Genomic DNA, 15,716 nt, shown 5'->3' with positions numbered 1-15,716 from the left:
CCGTCTGCATGCCCGGCGTCACCGGGCGAGGTGCGCGATGAACCGGGCCGTCGTGTCGTCCCGCATCGACGCGGCGCGCGCCCGCGTGTCGCCGTCTCCCGCGCGCCGCGTATGGCAGCGCTTCAGGCAGCAGCGCCTCGGCTACTGGAGCTTCGTGATCTTCGTCGTCGCGTTCGCCGCGAGCCTCGCGGCGCCGCTGTGGTCGAACGACAAGCCGCTCGTCGTGCGCTACGACGGCCAGACCTATTTCCCGATGTTCCATGCGTATCCGGAGACGACCTTCGGCGGCGATTTCCCGACGCCGGCCGACTATCTCGATCCGTATGTGCGCAAGCGGCTCGAGGCGCCCGGCAACTTCGTCGTCTACCCGCCGAACCGTTACTACTACGACACGCTGAACTACTTCTCGAACGTGCCGAACCCCGCGCCGCCGTCGCGCGCGAACTGGCTCGGTACCGACGCGCAGGGGCGCGACCTGCTCGCCCGGCTCGTGTACGGGTTCCGCGTGTCGGTCGAGTTCGGGCTGATCCTGACCGTGATCGGCACGCTGCTCGGGATCGCCGCGGGCGCCGTGCAGGGCTTCTTCGGCGGGCGCATCGACATCGTCGGGCAGCGCCTGATCGAGATCTGGAGTTCGCTGCCCGAGCTGTACCTGCTGATCATCTTCGCGTCGATCTTCGAGCCGAGTTTCCTGCTGCTGATCGTGCTGCTGTCGCTGTTCGGCTGGATCGGGCTCGCCGACTACGTGCGCGCGGAATTTCTGCGCAACCGCACGCAGGACTACGTGCGCGCGGCGCGCGCGATGGGGCTCACGAACTGGCAGATCATCTGGCGCCATGTGCTGCCGAACAGTCTCACGCCGGTGATCACGTTCCTGCCGTTCCGGATGAGCGGCTCGATCCTCGCGCTCACGAGCCTCGATTTCCTCGGGCTCGGCGTGCCGCCGCCGACCCCGAGCCTCGGCGAACTGCTCGCGCAGGGCAAGGGCAACCTCGACGCATGGTGGATCTCGTTGTCGACCTTCGGCGTGCTGGTCACGACGCTGCTGCTGCTGACCTTCATGGGCGACGCGCTGCGCAACGCGCTCGATACGCGGATCGCCGATTCGGTGCGCGCGGCGGGAGGCCAGCGATGAGCGAACCGGTCGTATCGACGCAGCATGAGCCGCTGCTGGCGCTCGAGCATCTGCATGTGCGCTTCGGCGACACGGTCGCGGTGGACGACGTGACGCTCGAGATCGGTCGCGGCGAGCGCGTCGCGCTGGTCGGCGAATCGGGTTCCGGCAAGAGCGTGACCGCGCTGTCGATCCTGCGGCTGCTGCGCGATGCCGACGTGAGCGGCGCGATCCGCTTCGCGGGGCAGGACCTGGCTGGCAAGAGTGAGCGCGAGATGCGCGGGCTGCGCGGCTCGGACATCGCGATGATCTTCCAGGAACCGATGACGGCGCTCAACCCGCTGTATACGATCGGCGTGCAGATCGGCGAGACGATCGTGCTGCACGACGGCGTATCGGCGGTCGAGGCGCGCAAGCGTGCGATCGCTCTGCTTGCGCGCACGGGCATCGCGGAGCCGGAGAAGCGTGTCGACAGCTATCCGCACCAGTTGTCGGGCGGCCAGCGGCAGCGCGCGATGATCGCGATGGCGCTCGCCTGCCGGCCGCGCCTGCTGCTGGCCGACGAGCCGACCACCGCGCTCGACGTGACGATCCGCGCGCAGATCGTCGACCTGCTGCTGGAACTGCAGCGCGAGGAAGCGGAAAAGCGCGGGATGGCGATCCTGCTGATCACGCACGACCTGAATCTCGTGCGGCACTTCGCGGACCGCGTCGCGGTGATGGAGCACGGCCGGCTCGTCGAGAGCGGGCCGGTCGAGCGGATCTTCGCGGAACCCGAGCATCCGTATACGCAGCGGCTGCTGAACAGCCGTCCGCAACGCGCGGTCGCGCCGGTGATGCCGATCGCGCCCGTCGTGCTCGACGCCCGCCACGTGAGCGTGCAGTTCGCGCGCAAGCGGCCGGGCATCGCGGGCTGGTTCGGCTCGGTACCCGTGACGGCTGTCGCGGATGTGTCGGTGTCGGTGCGGCAGGGCGAGACGCTCGGCATCGTCGGTGAATCGGGATCCGGGAAGTCGACGCTCGCGATGGCGCTGCTCGGCCTGCAAAAGACGGCCGGCGGCACGATCGAATTCCAGGGGCGCGCGCTGTCGACCTATCGCGGCCGCGAACAGACCGCACTGCGCTCGAACATGCAGGTGGTCTTTCAGGATCCGTTCAGTTCGCTTTCTCCGCGTCACACGATCGAGCGGATCGTCGGCGAGGGGCTCGAACTGCATCGCCCGGACATGACGCCCGATGCGCGTCGCGCGAAGTCGCTCGCGGTACTGCGCGAAGTCGGCCTCGACCGCACGGTGCTGCACCGTTATCCGCACGAATTCTCGGGCGGGCAGCGCCAGCGGATCGCGATCGCGCGCGCGCTGGTGCTGGAACCGCGCATCCTGATCCTCGACGAGCCGACGTCCGCGCTCGACGTGTCGATCCAGCAGCAGGTGCTCAAGCTGCTCGCGAATTTGCAACAGAAATACAACCTTGGCTATGTATTCATCAGCCATGACCTGGAGGTGATCGGGGCGATGGCGCATCGCGTCGCGGTGATGCAGGGCGGGGCCGTCGTCGAGTCGGGAGAGGTGGCCGACATCTTCACCAGGCCGTCACATCCTTACACACAAAAGCTGTTGAAAGCGGTCTGGAAAGCGTGATAGGCCGCCAATGGTCTGATCATCTCGATTGTATTTATTAATTTGTTTTGACAAACGATTACGCGCTGGCTAGTATCGACCGAAATTTTCCGCCAATCAGCTGATTTTTAAGCAAATTCCATCGACCAATGCAGCATCGATCCCTGACCCAGGCATGCGCGCGCACCATCGCCGGGCTATTCATCGGCGCCCTGTTCGCAGCAGCACCCGGCGCGTTCGCCGACGAAGTCAGCAGTTTTAACCAGAATGTCATAAATTCGACGCAGAACGCGTCGAATTCCTCCCTCCAGCAGACCAGCGCTCAGCCGTCGGGCGGCGGCGCGAAGTCGTTCCTCGCCGGCATGGCCGGCAAGGCGGGCGACGTGGTCGTCGGCGCGCTGAACATGATCGGCGTGCGCTATCGCTGGGGCGGCAACTCGCCGGATTCGGGCCTCGACTGCAGCGGCTTCGTGCGCTACGTGTTCCAGGACACCCTCGGCATGTCGCTGCCGCGTCGTGCGGAAGAGATGAGCCGCGTCGGCGAGAAGGTGAGCATGAGCAACCTCAAGCCGGGCGATCTCGTGTTCTTCAACACGATGCGCCGCACGTTCTCGCACGTCGGCATCTACATCGGCGACAACAAGTTCGTGCACTCGCCGTCGACGGGCAGCACCATCCGCGTCGACGATCTCGATAGCGGCTACTGGGAAAAGCGTTTCACCGGCGCGCGCCGGCTTGAGTCGGAGTTCCCGATGAAGCCGGAAGATCTGCGTCAGCGCGTGCGCGCGACGATTGGCGACGATTCGGCGAACGGCAACAACTGACGTTCGACGGCCAGTCCGGCCGGATCGAAAAAACCCTGTCACCGAAAGGCGGCAGGGTTTTTTGTTTTGGGGCGGTGCAAACGGTGAGGCGGTCGCGCCGTCGTTTGAGGGCCGGCGGCGCGCGCCGGCCTGCTCATCGCGTACTTACGCGGCGGCCACGCCGCGCGCTGCCGCGAGCTTGCGCTGCAGTTCCGGCATGATGCGCGCGACGGCTTCCTCGCCCGCAAGAATGGCCGCGTTGCGCTGGTTGAAGTCGCTGCCGCCCATGGCCGCGAGGTTCGGGCGGATCACGACGTCCGCGTACTTGTCGAGCTCGTAGGTCTTGATCGTCTGGCCCATGATCGTGAAGGTCTGCAGCAGCATCTCGATCGGGTTGTTGGTTGCCGCGCCGTCCGGCCGGGCCGAGATGTCGACCGCGATCACGAAGCTCGCGCCCATCTTGCGCGCGTACGACGCCGGCACGGGGCTCACGAGGCCGCCGTCGACATATTCGCGGTTGCCGATCTTCACCGGTTCGAACACCGACGGCACGCTGCATGATGCACGCACCGCGAGCCCCGTGTTGCCCTGCTGGAACAGGATCGGCTGACCGCTCTGCAGATCGGTCGCGACAATACCGAGCGGCTTCGCCATCTTCTCGATCGGCCGGTTGTTGAGCGTCTTGTTCAGGAAGTTCTGCAGCGCCACGCCTTGCAGCAGCCCGCGCGAACGGAACGGCAGCGCCCAGTCGCTGATCGCCGCCTGATCCATGTCGAGCGCGATCTTGTTGATCTGCAGTGCGCTCATGCCGGACGCATACAGTGCGCCGACCACCGAGCCCGCGCTCGTGCCCGCGACGATTTCGACCGGGATGCCGCGCGCCTCGAGCGCCTTCAGCACGCCGATGTGCGAGAAGCCGCGCGCGGCGCCGCCACCGAGCGCGATGCCGATCTTCACCGGCTTCTCGCGCGGCTGCGTGGCGCCGGAGGCATTGTCCGAACGGGATTTGTCGCCGAACGACGTGCAGGCGGCGAGGCTGGCGGACGCGGCGGCGATCGTGAAGTGGCGGCGCGACAGGCGAGGGGACGACATCGAATGGTTCTCCGGCGGCTTGGCGGCGGGTTACACGGCCCGCGGCGGCGATAGGTTCCGAGCGGCCGCGCGGCAGGTTCCGTGCGGCCGGTGCCGCGCCGGCTGGCGGCCGCGGCGCGCACATCATAAAGCAAGCGGCGCGCTTGGCGCGATGTCCGGCGCGAGTATAATTCCGGCTTCTTTCCCGTTCCGGGCGCGGCCGGCCCCGTTGCTGTCCGGGCTGCCGCCGTCGATCCCGCGTCGAATCATTCATGCGCCCCAGGCGTTCGAGTTACCGTTTATGACCCGTCCTGTCCGTACCCGCTTCGCGCCGAGTCCCACCGGCTTCATCCACCTCGGCAACATCCGCTCCGCGCTCTATCCGTGGGCGTTCGCCCGCAAGATGAAGGGCACGTTCGTGCTGCGCATCGAGGACACCGACGTCGAACGCTCGTCGCAGGAAGCGGTCGACGCGATCCTCGAAGGGATGCAATGGCTCGGCCTGGATTTCGACGAAGGCCCGATCTACCAGATGCAGCGGATGGACCGCTATCGCGAGGTGCTCGCGCAGATGCTGGAGAAGGGGCTTGCATACCCGTGCTACATGTCGGCCGAGGAACTCGACGCGCTGCGCGAACGCCAGCGCGAGGCCGGCCTGAAGCCGCGCTACGACGGCACGTGGCGTCCGGAGCCCGGCAAGGTGCTGCCGGAGCCGCCGGCCGGCGTAAAGCCGGTGCTGCGTTTCCGCAATCCGCTGACGGGCACGGTCGTGTGGGATGACGCGGTGAAGGGGCGCGTCGAGATTTCGAACGAGGAACTCGACGACCTCGTGATCGCGCGTCCGGACGGCACGCCGATCTACAACTTCTGCGTGGTGGTGGACGACATGGACATGGGCATCACGCACGTGATCCGTGGCGACGACCACGTGAACAACACGCCGCGCCAGATCAACATCCTGAATGCGCTCGGCGGCGAGGCGCCGGTCTACGCGCACCTGCCGACCGTGCTGAACGAGCAGGGCGAGAAGATGAGCAAGCGGCATGGCGCGATGAGCGTGATGGCGTATCGCGACGCGGGTTTCCTGCCCGAAGCGGTTGTCAACTATCTCGCGCGCCTCGGCTGGTCGCACGGCGATGCCGAGATCTTCTCGCGCGAGCAGTTCGTCGAATGGTTCGATCTCGAGCATCTCGGCAAGTCGCCCGCGCAGTACGACCACAGCAAGCTGAGCTGGCTGAACGCGCATTACATCAAGGAAGCGGACAACGCGCGCCTCGCCGAGCTGGCCAAACCGTTCCTCGCTGCACTCGGCGTCGACGATGCGGCGATCGCCACGGGCCCGGCGCTCGATGCCGTGGTCGGGCTGATGAAGGATCGCGCGACGACGGTCAAGGAGATCGCGGAAGGCGCTGCGATGTTCTACCGTGTGCCGGCACCGGATGCCGATGCGCTTGCGCAGCACGTGACCGATGCGGTGCGTCCGGCGCTGGCCGATCTCGTCGCTGCGCTGAAGGCGGCCGACTGGACGAAGGAGGCCGTATCCGCCGCGCTGAAGGCGACGCTCGGCACGCACAAGCTGAAGATGCCGCAACTCGCGATGCCGGTACGCCTGCTGGTGGCGGGGACGACGCATACGCCGTCGATCGACGCGGTGCTCGTCCTGTTCGGTCGCGATGTCGTGGTGTCGCGCATCGAGGCCGCGCTGGCCTGAGATTCGGGGGCGAGCGAAGCTGCCCGTGCGTGACATCGCGGCAGCTTCGCAAAAAATTTCGCTCCAATCGCAAAAAGGGTATTTACAAGTTCAAAGTAGCTCCATATAATCTCACTTCTGTTCTGCAAGGGGGTATAGCTCAGCTGGGAGAGCGCTTGCATGGCATGCAAGAGGTCAGCGGTTCGATCCCGCTTACCTCCACCATCAGAACAAGCTGGATTGATTTGCGAAGCAGCAGTGGTAGTAATAAATGCTTCACAAAATGATTCAAAGCAGTTAGAATTTCGGCCTTCGCTGTTGATTGAAAAGTGAATAGCGAAAGTCAGACAGATCTGAAAAGATTTTGTCCCCTTCGTCTAGAGGCCTAGGACATCACCCTTTCACGGTGAGTACAGGGGTTCGAATCCCCTAGGGGACGCCAGGATTCAGCGGCGTTTCGTAGAAGTGTCGCAAGGCTCGCAGGAACGTAACCGACGTCCTGCGGGTTGGGTAAGAAAGCTGGAGCGGTAGTTCAGTCGGTTAGAATACCGGCCTGTCACGCCGGGGGTCGCGGGTTCGAGTCCCGTCCGCTCCGCCAGAACGAAGCCCGTTCAAGACGTTTTTGAGCGGGCTTTTGTATTAAAGATGTAAGCAGTACGTTGTCCCCTTCGTCTAGAGGCCTAGGACATCACCCTTTCACGGTGAGTACAGGGGTTCGAATCCCCTAGGGGACGCCAGGATTCAGCGGCGTTTCGTAGAAGTGCCGCATCGCTTGCAGGAGCGTGACAAGATCCTGCAAGCGAGGGTAAGGAAAGCTGGAGCGGTAGTTCAGTTGGTTAGAATACCGGCCTGTCACGCCGGGGGTCGCGGGTTCGAGCCCCGTCCGCTCCGCCAGAACGAAGCCCGTTCAAAGAACGTTTTTTGAACGGGCTTTTGCATTAAGGATGTAAGCAGTACGTTGTCCCCTTCGTCTAGAGGCCTAGGACATCACCCTTTCACGGTGAGTACAGGGGTTCGAATCCCCTAGGGGACGCCAGATTTCGGCGTCGTTCGAACAAACGATGCGCCGGCAGGAAGCAACCGACGCCTGCCAGGCAAGCAGCAAGACTGGAGCGGTAGTTCAGTCGGTTAGAATACCGGCCTGTCACGCCGGGGGTCGCGGGTTCGAGTCCCGTCCGCTCCGCCAAAAATGAAGAAGCCCGCCTCGTGCGGGCTTTTTTATTTGCGTTTCCGGTTGCGCCCGCCGGCGGGACATAACCACCGGTCATCACGCGTCGAGCCGCTACGAGAAATCCGCGATTGCATCCGCACGCGACTGCGCTATCGTGGCGGGATGCGTTCTTGACCCCTGCGCGATGCTCGATCCGACCGACCTGCGACTCCTGTATCAGCTCCGGCCTGCGGAGGCCGGCGATTTTCCCTTTGCCGAAGCGCTGACGCACGGCAACATGGGCGGCTATTACAAGCGCCATGGGCTCGTGTGGCGCAGCGACCTGTTCTACGCGAGCTGGCGCGAATCCGAGAACTTCATCCTCGAGGCCGACGGCGAGCGCATCGGCGTGCTGCGCGTGACCGAGGAGGGCGACTCGCTGCACATCCGCGACGTACAGATCGCGGCCGGTCATCGCGGGCAGGGCGCCGGCACCTACATGCTCGACATGTCGCACCGCTGGGCGCGTGCGCGCGGGCTGCACGAACTTCAATTGCGCGTGTTCGTCGACAATCCTGCCGCGCGTCTTTATTTGCGCATGGGCTATCAGGTTGCCGGGTCGCGGCTCGCGCAACTTGGCTCGATCCGCCACATGGTGCGGCCGGTCTGACGCGCTGACGACTCCGAATGACGCGTTCAGCGGACAGTGCCGATGGCGTCGTCGTCCGGGGTTTCGTCGTCCGCGAGGCTGCCTTCCGGGCCGCGGTGTTCGTAGCCGCGCAGCATGAATGCGCGGGGGCTTTCGCCGAATGCACGCCGGAACATCGCCGAAAAGGCGCTCTGGCTCTGGTAGCCGAGCTCGCGCGCGATATGCGACAGCGGGCGCCCCTGGTTCAGCAGCGGAATGGCCCGTGCCAGCAGTGCCTGCTGACGCCACTGCGAAAAACTCACGCCCAGTTCCTGCTTGAATAGCCGCGAAATCGTGCGCGTGCTCGCGCCGACCTCGCTTGCCCAGTGCTCGAGCGACTCCGCATGCGCCGGATGCGCGAGTACCGATTCGCACAGCATGCGCAGCCGTTTTTCGTCGGGCATCGGCACCGCGAGCGGCAGCGGTTCGGCGCGACTCAACTCGTCGAGCACGAGCCCGCACAGCAGGCGCTCGCGCGCGGTGCTCAGGTCGCGCGCGTCGAGCGCGACGATCAGTTCGCGCAGGAGCCCCGTCACTTCGACGACGCGGCACGCGTCAAGCCCTTCCGGCACGATCGACTCGTCGATGTACAGCGTGCGCAAGAACGCCTCTTCGACGATCACGACTTCGTGCGTCACGTGCGGCGGTACCCAGATCGCACGGGACGGCGGCACCATCCATGTCGTGCCGGTCGTCGCGACGCGCAGCACGCCGCGCGATGCGTACGCGAGCTGTGCCCATGCATGCGTATGCAGCGGGATGCGGCGTCCGGCGTCGAGCTGCCGTGCGCGCACACGCATCGGATGGACGGCGGTCGGCGCGAATTCGGGCGGAATGTCGATGACGTACAGGTTCGGTACGTCGGCTTGGGCGGGCGGATTCATGGACGATTCGGGCAACGCTGCGGCGATGCCGTTATTGTAGAAGGCGCCGCGAAAGCGCATGTGACGGTTTGTCGGGCGATCATGCCGCGCTCAAATGAACTTTGTGTGGGAGCGCCGGAGATTTCAGGGCCGCCCGGAACCAGACGCGCTTGCGGGCCCGAACCATCGGGCCGGTATCGTGGTCTATCGATGCGCGGGGGATTGCGCAAGAATTGCGCACGGATCGCGCATGAACACGGCAACACACGAATCAAAGAGGAGAACCACGATGCGTTACGTATTCGTCTACGGCACCTTGAGAAACGGGGAGGCCAACGACATCGGCCACGCAGCCGCCAGGCACGGAATTGCCGCGCCGACGCTGCTCGGCGCCGCCGCGCTGCCGGGAGAACTGTACGATTTCGGCACTTATCCGGGGATGGTTCCCGGGTCGGCCGGCAAGTCGCTGGTCTGGGGCGACGTCTACGAAGTCGACGACCGGCTCGTTCCCGTGCTCGACGAGATCGAGCGCGTCTATCCGGGTGTCGACACGCTGTTCAAGCCGGAAGACGTGACCGTCGAACTCGGCGGCCGGCAGTACGCGTGCCTTTACTATCCGGTCGCCGCGCACGCGGCCGCCGGGCGTCCGCGCATTGCGTCGGGCGACTGGGTTCAGCACCGGCGCGAGCGGGAAGCCGTCTGACCGGTCGCGCGGCAGCCGCTTCAGCCGCAAAGGAAAAAGCGCCCCGAGGGGCGCTTTCGTTTGTGCCGTCATTCGCGTGCGACCGGCGCCGACGCAGGGGCGGCCCCGATCGGGACGGGCGGCTTCGTCAGATTTCCTCGTACAGCGGCAGCGTCAGGAATTCGGTGAAGCCTTCCGACGTCGACATCTGCTCGAAGATCGCGGCGGCGCGCTCGTACGGCTGCGTGTTGCCGCCGACCGAACGCTTCACGTTGTCGAGCTCGGCCTTCGAGAATTCCCGCACGAGTTCGGCCGTGACCTTGCGGCCGTCGTCGAGCACGCCCTTCGGCGAGCGGATCCATTGCCACACCTGCGAACGGGAAATCTCGGCCGTGGCCGCATCTTCCATCAGGTTGTGGATCGGTACGCAGCCGTTGCCGTCGAGCCAGGCGCCGAGGTAATGGATGCCGACGTTGATGTTGTTGCGCAGGCCGGCTTCGGTGATCGGCGCTTCGGGCTGGAAGTCGAGCAGGTTCCTGCCTTCGACCTGCACGTCGTCGCGCTGCTTCGCGATCTGGTTCGGCTTGTCGCCGAGCACCTTGACGAACTCTTCCATCGCGATCGGCACGAGGCCCGGGTGCGCGACCCAGCCGCCGTCGTAGCCGTCGGTCGCGTCGCGCTGCTTGTCCGAACGCACGCCGCCCATGGCCTTGTCGTTCGCTTCCGGATCGTTCTTGATCGGGATCAGCGCGCTCATCCCGCCGATCGCCGGCGCGTTGCGCTTGTGGCAGGTCTTCAGCAGCAGCAGCGCGTACGCGCGCATGAACGGCACTGTCATCGTGATCTTCGAACGCTCGGCCAGGCAGAAGTCGCGGTCGTTCTTGAACTTCTTGATCGCCGAGAAGATGTAGTCCCAGCGGCCCGCGTTCAGGCCCGAGCTGTGTTCGCGCAGTTCGTACAGGATCTCGTCCATCTCGAACGCGGCGAGGATCGTCTCGATCAGCACGGTCGCGCGGATCGTGCCGCGCGGCACGCCGACGGCTTCCTGCGCCGCGACGAAGATGTCGTTCCACAGCCGTGCCTCGAGATGGCTTTCCATCTTCGGCAGGTAGAAGTACGGGCCCGAGCCACGCGCAAGCAGTTCCTTCGCGTTGTGGAACAGGAACAGCGCGAAATCGAAGATGCCGCCGGACACGCGCTGGCCGTCGACCGTCACGTGCTTCTCGTCGAGGTGCCAGCCGCGCGGACGCACGATCAGCGTCGCGACCTTGTCGTTCAACTGGTAGGACTTGCCGTTCTGCTCGAGCGAGATCGTCCGGCGCACCGCGTCCTTCAGGTTGATCTGGCCGTCGATCTGGTTCGTCCAGCTCGGTGCGTTCGAATCCTCGAAGTCCGTCATGTACGAATCGGCGCCCGAGTTCAGCGCGTTGATGATCATCTTGCGCTCGACGGGGCCCGTGATCTCGACGCGGCGGCATTGCAGGTCGGCCGGCAGCGGCGCGACCTTCCAGTCGCCTTCGCGGATCGCCTTCGTCTCGGCCAGGAAGTCGGGGCGCTCGCCCGCGTCCAGGCGTTTCGTGCGCTCGACGCGCGCCTGCAGCAGCGCCTGGCGGCGCGGTTCGAACGTGCGGTGCAGCGCCGCGACGAGTGCGAGTGCTTCGGGCGTCAGGATTGCTTCGTAACCCGGCTTGATTTCGCCGGTGATCGCCATGCCTTGCGGCAGCGTGATCGGGGTGCTCATGAGTCTCATCTCCTTGGTCGGTCAGTTGCGGTTTCGGTAAAGGGGGAAGGCGGCAGCTGCAAACGTCATGCACCCGGGCCGGGGCGCGTGCGGTTTGCGGGTCTGCCGGACGGAGCCGGGGTGGCGAGGAATGCGAGCAGGTCGGCCATGCCGGTGCCCGTACCGTCCGGCGGCGCGCCGAGTTCCTCGGCGGGCGCGCCCGTGCGGTTGAGCCAGAACGTGGTGTAGCCGAACCAGACGGCGCCGGCGACGTCCCACGCGTTCGACGACACGAACACGATGCCGCGCCGGTTCGGTCCGAACGCGGCGGTGCCGAGCGCATAGGCCGCCGGACTCGGCTTGTATGCGCGCACGGTGTCGGCCGACAGCACGCGATCGAACAGCCCGGACATGCCGGCGCTCTTGATCGCGATGTCGAGCATCTGCGGCGTGCCGTTCGACAGGATCGCGAGCGGCGGGCGCGGGTCGAGCGCGCGCAGCTTGCGCAGCGCGGGCACCGTATCGGGATAGGTGGACAGGCACGCGTATTCGTCCATCAGTCGCTTCTCGGCCGCGCTGTTCAGCGCGAGCCCGAGCCGGCGCGCGGCGAACCGCAGCGCATCGAGCGTGATGTCCCGGAACGGGCGGTAGCGGGCGCCGGCCGGATCCGCGAGCGTGCGCAGCTGCGAGTATTCGATTTGCTTGCGTCGCCACAGCTGCGACAACCGTTCCCCGTGACCCGGAAACATCTGCTCCGCCGCGGCCAGCACCGCACGCACGTCGAACAACGTGCCGAATGCGTCGAAGAGGATTGCGTCGGGAGAGGAGAGTGTCGTTGTGGCCGACATAGCCTTGCGCTCCGGTTTCAGAGGTCAGGTAAATTCTATTCGTGATCGTATGCGCTAAAAAAGACGCTATTCATCACTTGATCTTTTACTTTCATATACCTAATCTTGAGCCGTTTAAGCTATTTGAAGGGCGGCGGCACCGCCCCGGCGAGTCATGGACCGGTTCAAGCAGATCGAAACGTTCGCTGCGGTCGCGGCGAAGGGCAGCCTGTCGGCGGCCGCGCATGCGGAAGGCGTCGCCCCGGCGATCATCGGCCGACGCCTCGACGCGCTCGAGGAGCGGCTCGGCGTCAAGCTGCTGGTGCGCACGACGCGCAAGCTCACGCTGACGTTCGAGGGCTCGGCGTTTCTCGAGGATTGCCAGCGGATCATCAACGACATGCAGAACGCCGAGGCGAGCGTGTCCGCCGGCGGCGTCAAGGCGAGCGGCCACCTGCGTATTTCCGCGCCGGCCGGCTTCGGCCGGCGGCACGTCGCGCCGCTCGTGCCCGAATTCAGCGTCGGGCATCCCGACGTATCCGTCACGCTCGACCTGTCCGACCGCATGGTCGACCTCGTCAACGAGGGGTTCGATTGCGCGGTGCGGCTCGGCGAGCTGCCCGACTCGTCGCTCGTGTCGCTGAAGCTCGGCGAGAACCGCCGCGTGTGCGTCGCGGCTCCCGCGTATCTCGTACGGCGCGGCACGCCCGCGACGCTCGCGGAACTGGCGCGGCACAACTGCCTCGCGCTCGCGGCAAACGCGAACCAGCAGCGCGGCTGGGCGTTCCAGGAGGACGGCAAGGTCGTGTCGATCCGCGTGAACGGCACGATGGAGTGCTCGGACGGCGCGGTGCTGCACGAGTGGTGCCTCGCCGGACATGGCCTGGCGTGGCGCTCGTGGTGGGAGGTCGGCGAGGACATCGCGGCCGGCCGGCTGGTCAGCGTGCTCGACGCATTTGCCGCCCCGCCGATCGGCATCCACGCGGTGTTCCCGCAACGCCGGCACCTGCCGCTGCGTGTGCGGCTGTTTCTCGACTACTTGAAGCACACTTACGAGCGGCCCGGATATTGGGGCGAGTAGCAGCGGGAGCCGGTCGCGTTCGCCCGCGTGTTTCCGATATGAGGGCGAACCCGCTGCCGGGGCCGGTTGGACGGTTTCGCGCACTACACTCGTAGGAGGCATGTCCGACGCGCCACGGCCGCCCCGGATGGGATCGCGGCTTGCGGCGTGTACTTGACGAAGGAGGGCGCGATGTTCCGGCACATCCTCGTTCCAACCGACGGTTCCGAACTGTCGCAGAAGGCGATCGACGGCGCGATCGACCTGGCCCGGGCGGTCGGTGCGCGCGTCACGGCGTACGCGTGCCTGCCGCAGTATCCGTACTCGCCGTTTTCCGAAGTGATCATCGAGCCGCCCGCCGATTTCCGGGCGCGCAGCGAGCGCGAGGCGCGCACGCATCTCGACGAGGTCGAATCGGCCGCGAAGGCGGCCGGCGTCGACTGCGACACCTGGACGAGCGTCCATCCGTCGCCGTATCTCGGCATCATCGAGGCGGCAGAACGCGGCGGTTGCGACGTGATCTTCATGGCGTCCCACGGACGCCGCGGGCTCGGCAGCTTGCTGATCGGCAGCGAGACGCAGCGCGTGCTGACCCATACGAAAATTCCGGTGATCGTCTATCGGTAGGGCGGTGCCCTGGAAAAAGGGCGCGCCGGACGAAGCCGGCGCGCGTCGTTGCTGGCGGCATGCAGGCCGCGCGGCCGGTCGCGCGATCGGTATCGCGCGCCTGCCGTCTCCTCCCTGATTCTTGTTCGGTGGCCGATACCGCACCGTCGCGAGACGGGGCGGGCATCGGCATGACACGCCTGGCGCGTGTTACGCGACCTTCTTGCCGTCGAAGAACTGCTCGTCCTCGGTCGAGCCGTGCAGTGCGGTCGTCGACGCTTCGCGTTCGACCGTCTGCGTCACGGCGTCGAAGTAGCCGGTGCCGACTTCGCGCTGGTGCTTGACGGCCGTGAAGCCCTTGTCCGCGGCCGCGAACTCGGCCTGCTGCAGTTCGACGAAGGCGCTCATCTGCGTGCGGGCATAGCCGTGCGCGAGGTTGAACATCGAGTAGTTCAGCGCATGGAAGCCGGCCAGCGTGATGAACTGGAACTTGTAGCCCATCGCGCCGAGCTCCTTCTGGAACTTCGCGATCGTCGCGTCGTCGAGGTTCTTCTTCCAGTTGAACGACGGCGAGCAGTTGTACGACAGCAGCTTGCCCGGGAACTGCTTGTGGATCGCTTCCGCGAACTTCTTCGCGTACTCGAGATCCGGCTTGCCGGTTTCGCACCAGACCAGGTCGGCGTACGGCGCATAGGCAAGACCGCGCGAGATCGCCTGCCCGATGCCCGGCTTCGTGCGGAAGAAGCCTTCCACCGTGCGCTCGCCCGTGAGGAACGGCTTGTCGTTGTCGTCGACGTCGGACGTGATCAGGTCGGCGGCTTCCGCGTCGGTGCGGGCGACCAGCACGGTCGGCGTGCCCATCACGTCGGCCGCGAGACGCGCTGCCGACAGCTTCGCGACGGCTTCGCGGGTCGGCACGAGCACCTTGCCGCCCATGTGGCCGCACTTCTTCACCGACGCGAGCTGGTCCTCGAAGTGGACGCCCGATGCACCGGCTTCGATCATCGCCTTCATCAGCTCGAACGCGTTCAGCACGCCGCCGAAACCGGCTTCCGCGTCGGCGACGATCGGTGCGAAGAAATCGACATAACCTTCGTCGCCCGGATTCTTGCCCTCCGACCACTGGATCTGGTCGGCGCGCGTCAGCGTGTTGTTGATGCGCTTCACGACGAGCGGCACCGAGTTTGCCGGGTACAGCGACTGGTCCGGGTACATTTCACCCGCGACGTTCGCGTCGCCGGCCACTTGCCAGCCGGACAGGTAGATGGCCTTCAGGCCGGCCTTCACCTGCTGCATCGCCTGGTTGCCGGTCAGCGCGCCGAGTGCGTTGACGAACGGTTCGTTGTTGACGAGGCTCCACAGCTTTTCCGCGCCGCGCTTGGCGAGCGTGTGCTCGATCGGAACCGAACCGCGCAGGCGGACCACGTCCTCAGCCGAATAGCTGCGCTTGATGCCTTTCCAGCGCGGATCGGTTTCCCATTGCTTTTGCAGTTCCTGTGCCTGTTGCTGACGCGACATGATGAGCTCCTTGATGCGGTGCGATGCCTGATGGGTTGAATCTGACGGTGGTGAGGCTGTTCTCGAAGCCGGGAGCGTTGCGTTCCGGTTCGTGAGGTCTTGTATAAGAGTCTAGGCAAATCGACCGAGGCGGGACAGGGGGCTTTGTGGGGCGGCAGTCAAATTTTTAGTTGTTTTGAATCAGTGGCTTGAAGTTGTAATTTCGAGATAAGAAACGCCTTTTCCCATCCCGCAATCACTCGGGTTGTGCCACGCAACATGATTTTTTACGACACAAAAAAATTTTCCGCATCGTGAAATGTGGG

General features: G+C 65.4%; 13 protein-coding genes and 7 tRNA genes. 15 read left to right on the top strand and 5 right to left on the bottom strand.

Annotated features, from left to right (window positions below; all coding sequences use genetic code 11):
• The first annotated feature begins 37 nt into the window (after positions 1-37).
• The 3 genes from APZ15_RS15300 (at position 38) to APZ15_RS15290 (ending at position 3,557) form a co-directional block, all read left to right on the top strand.
• Positions 38-1,135, top strand: coding sequence for an ABC transporter permease (locus APZ15_RS15300; RefSeq protein ID WP_021162484.1), 1,098 nt, complete (start codon positions 38-40; stop codon positions 1,133-1,135).
• Positions 1,132-2,754, top strand: coding sequence for an ABC transporter ATP-binding protein (locus tag APZ15_RS15295; protein WP_027787060.1), 1,623 nt, complete (start codon positions 1,132-1,134; stop codon positions 2,752-2,754). The genes APZ15_RS15300 and APZ15_RS15295 overlap by 4 nt, the downstream gene beginning before the upstream one ends.
• A gap of 128 nt (positions 2,755-2,882) precedes the next feature.
• Positions 2,883-3,557, top strand: a complete 675-nt coding sequence (locus tag APZ15_RS15290) for a C40 family peptidase (protein ID WP_027787061.1) — start codon at positions 2,883-2,885, stop codon at positions 3,555-3,557.
• 144 nt (positions 3,558-3,701) lie between these two features.
• Here the strand turns inward: APZ15_RS15290 and APZ15_RS15285 are convergent, their stop codons facing one another.
• Positions 3,702-4,628, bottom strand: coding sequence for a patatin-like phospholipase family protein (locus APZ15_RS15285; RefSeq protein ID WP_027787062.1), 927 nt, complete (start codon positions 4,626-4,628; stop codon positions 3,702-3,704).
• Between the two features lie 280 nt (positions 4,629-4,908).
• Here APZ15_RS15285 and gltX point away from each other — a divergent pair, with 280 nt between their 5' ends.
• The 9 genes from gltX to APZ15_RS15240 all read left to right on the top strand — a co-directional run bounded on the left by gltX (position 4,909) and on the right by APZ15_RS15240 (position 8,117).
• The gene (gene gltX, locus APZ15_RS15280; protein WP_027787063.1) at positions 4,909-6,318 is read left to right on the top strand and encodes a glutamate--tRNA ligase; all 1,410 of its coding nucleotides are present in this window, start codon (positions 4,909-4,911) and stop codon (positions 6,316-6,318) included.
• Between the two features lie 128 nt (positions 6,319-6,446).
• Positions 6,447-6,522, top strand: a tRNA-Ala gene (locus APZ15_RS15275).
• Positions 6,523-6,663: 141 nt separating this feature from the next.
• Positions 6,664-6,739: transfer RNA gene (locus APZ15_RS15270), tRNA-Glu, on the top strand.
• 79 nt (positions 6,740-6,818) lie between these two features.
• Positions 6,819-6,895, top strand: a tRNA-Asp gene (locus APZ15_RS15265).
• Between the two features lie 63 nt (positions 6,896-6,958).
• Positions 6,959-7,034, top strand: a tRNA-Glu gene (locus APZ15_RS15260).
• 80 nt (positions 7,035-7,114) lie between these two features.
• Positions 7,115-7,191, top strand: a tRNA-Asp gene (locus APZ15_RS15255).
• Positions 7,192-7,257: 66 nt separating this feature from the next.
• A tRNA-Glu gene (locus APZ15_RS15250) sits at positions 7,258-7,333 on the top strand.
• Positions 7,334-7,406: 73 nt separating this feature from the next.
• Positions 7,407-7,483, top strand: a tRNA-Asp gene (locus APZ15_RS15245).
• Positions 7,484-7,652: 169 nt separating this feature from the next.
• Positions 7,653-8,117: a GNAT family N-acetyltransferase gene (locus APZ15_RS15240; protein ID WP_027787064.1), complete on the top strand. Its 465-nt coding sequence runs from the start codon at positions 7,653-7,655 to the stop codon at positions 8,115-8,117.
• Positions 8,118-8,143: 26 nt separating this feature from the next.
• On the opposite strand, the gene APZ15_RS15235 is transcribed toward APZ15_RS15240, so the two are convergent.
• Positions 8,144-9,019 carry an AraC family transcriptional regulator gene (locus tag APZ15_RS15235; RefSeq protein ID WP_027787065.1) on the bottom strand — a complete coding sequence of 292 codons (876 nt, stop codon included), beginning with the start codon at positions 9,017-9,019 and terminating at the stop codon, positions 8,144-8,146.
• A 268-nt stretch (positions 9,020-9,287) separates the two neighbouring features.
• On the opposite strand from APZ15_RS15235, the gene APZ15_RS15230 reads away from it, so the two are divergent.
• Positions 9,288-9,701, top strand: coding sequence for a gamma-glutamylcyclotransferase family protein (locus APZ15_RS15230; RefSeq protein ID WP_027787066.1), 414 nt, complete (start codon positions 9,288-9,290; stop codon positions 9,699-9,701).
• Between the two features lie 127 nt (positions 9,702-9,828).
• On the opposite strand, the gene aceB is transcribed toward APZ15_RS15230, so the two are convergent.
• Together aceB and APZ15_RS15220 are read right to left on the bottom strand one after the other, a co-directional pair.
• Positions 9,829-11,421, bottom strand: a complete 1,593-nt coding sequence (gene aceB, locus APZ15_RS15225; protein WP_027787067.1) for a malate synthase A — start codon at positions 11,419-11,421, stop codon at positions 9,829-9,831.
• A 65-nt stretch (positions 11,422-11,486) separates the two neighbouring features.
• On the bottom strand, positions 11,487-12,248 hold the full coding sequence (locus tag APZ15_RS15220; RefSeq protein WP_021159073.1) for a haloacid dehalogenase type II: 762 nt from the start codon (positions 12,246-12,248) through the stop codon (positions 11,487-11,489).
• A 154-nt stretch (positions 12,249-12,402) separates the two neighbouring features.
• On the opposite strand from APZ15_RS15220, the gene APZ15_RS15215 reads away from it, so the two are divergent.
• Positions 12,403-13,308 carry a LysR family transcriptional regulator gene (locus APZ15_RS15215; RefSeq protein ID WP_021159074.1) on the top strand — a complete coding sequence of 302 codons (906 nt, stop codon included), beginning with the start codon at positions 12,403-12,405 and terminating at the stop codon, positions 13,306-13,308.
• Between the two features lie 171 nt (positions 13,309-13,479).
• Positions 13,480-13,914: a universal stress protein gene (locus APZ15_RS15210; RefSeq protein ID WP_011352489.1), complete on the top strand. Its 435-nt coding sequence runs from the start codon at positions 13,480-13,482 to the stop codon at positions 13,912-13,914.
• A gap of 189 nt (positions 13,915-14,103) precedes the next feature.
• On the opposite strand, the gene aceA is transcribed toward APZ15_RS15210, so the two are convergent.
• On the bottom strand, positions 14,104-15,411 hold the full coding sequence (gene aceA, locus APZ15_RS15205) for an isocitrate lyase (protein WP_027787068.1): 1,308 nt from the start codon (positions 15,409-15,411) through the stop codon (positions 14,104-14,106).
• Positions 15,412-15,716: the final 305 nt, after the last annotated feature.

Source organism: Burkholderia cepacia ATCC 25416 (assembly GCF_001411495.1).
In the GTDB taxonomy this organism is placed as follows: domain Bacteria; phylum Pseudomonadota; class Gammaproteobacteria; order Burkholderiales; family Burkholderiaceae; genus Burkholderia; species Burkholderia cepacia.
Note: the sequence above shows the minus strand (reverse complement) of the source record. Positions and strands in the feature narration are given on the sequence as shown.

Coding starts and splice junctions, on each gene's coding strand:
- aceB (WP_027787067.1), bottom strand. CDS start 11,421: ATGAGCACCCCGATCACGCTGCCGCAAGGCATGGCGATCACCGGCGAA.
- APZ15_RS15295 (WP_027787060.1), top strand. CDS start 1,132: ATGAGCGAACCGGTCGTATCGACGCAGCATGAGCCGCTGCTGGCGCTC.
- APZ15_RS15285 (WP_027787062.1), bottom strand. CDS start 4,628: ATGTCGTCCCCTCGCCTGTCGCGCCGCCACTTCACGATCGCCGCCGCG.
- APZ15_RS15220 (WP_021159073.1), bottom strand. CDS start 12,248: ATGTCGGCCACAACGACACTCTCCTCTCCCGACGCAATCCTCTTCGAC.
- gltX (WP_027787063.1), top strand. CDS start 4,909: ATGACCCGTCCTGTCCGTACCCGCTTCGCGCCGAGTCCCACCGGCTTC.
- APZ15_RS15210 (WP_011352489.1), top strand. CDS start 13,480: ATGTTCCGGCACATCCTCGTTCCAACCGACGGTTCCGAACTGTCGCAG.
- aceA (WP_027787068.1), bottom strand. CDS start 15,411: ATGTCGCGTCAGCAACAGGCACAGGAACTGCAAAAGCAATGGGAAACC.
- APZ15_RS15290 (WP_027787061.1), top strand. CDS start 2,883: ATGCAGCATCGATCCCTGACCCAGGCATGCGCGCGCACCATCGCCGGG.
- APZ15_RS15230 (WP_027787066.1), top strand. CDS start 9,288: ATGCGTTACGTATTCGTCTACGGCACCTTGAGAAACGGGGAGGCCAAC.
- APZ15_RS15240 (WP_027787064.1), top strand. CDS start 7,653: ATGCTCGATCCGACCGACCTGCGACTCCTGTATCAGCTCCGGCCTGCG.
- APZ15_RS15215 (WP_021159074.1), top strand. CDS start 12,403: ATGGACCGGTTCAAGCAGATCGAAACGTTCGCTGCGGTCGCGGCGAAG.
- APZ15_RS15235 (WP_027787065.1), bottom strand. CDS start 9,019: ATGAATCCGCCCGCCCAAGCCGACGTACCGAACCTGTACGTCATCGAC.
- APZ15_RS15300 (WP_021162484.1), top strand. CDS start 38: ATGAACCGGGCCGTCGTGTCGTCCCGCATCGACGCGGCGCGCGCCCGC.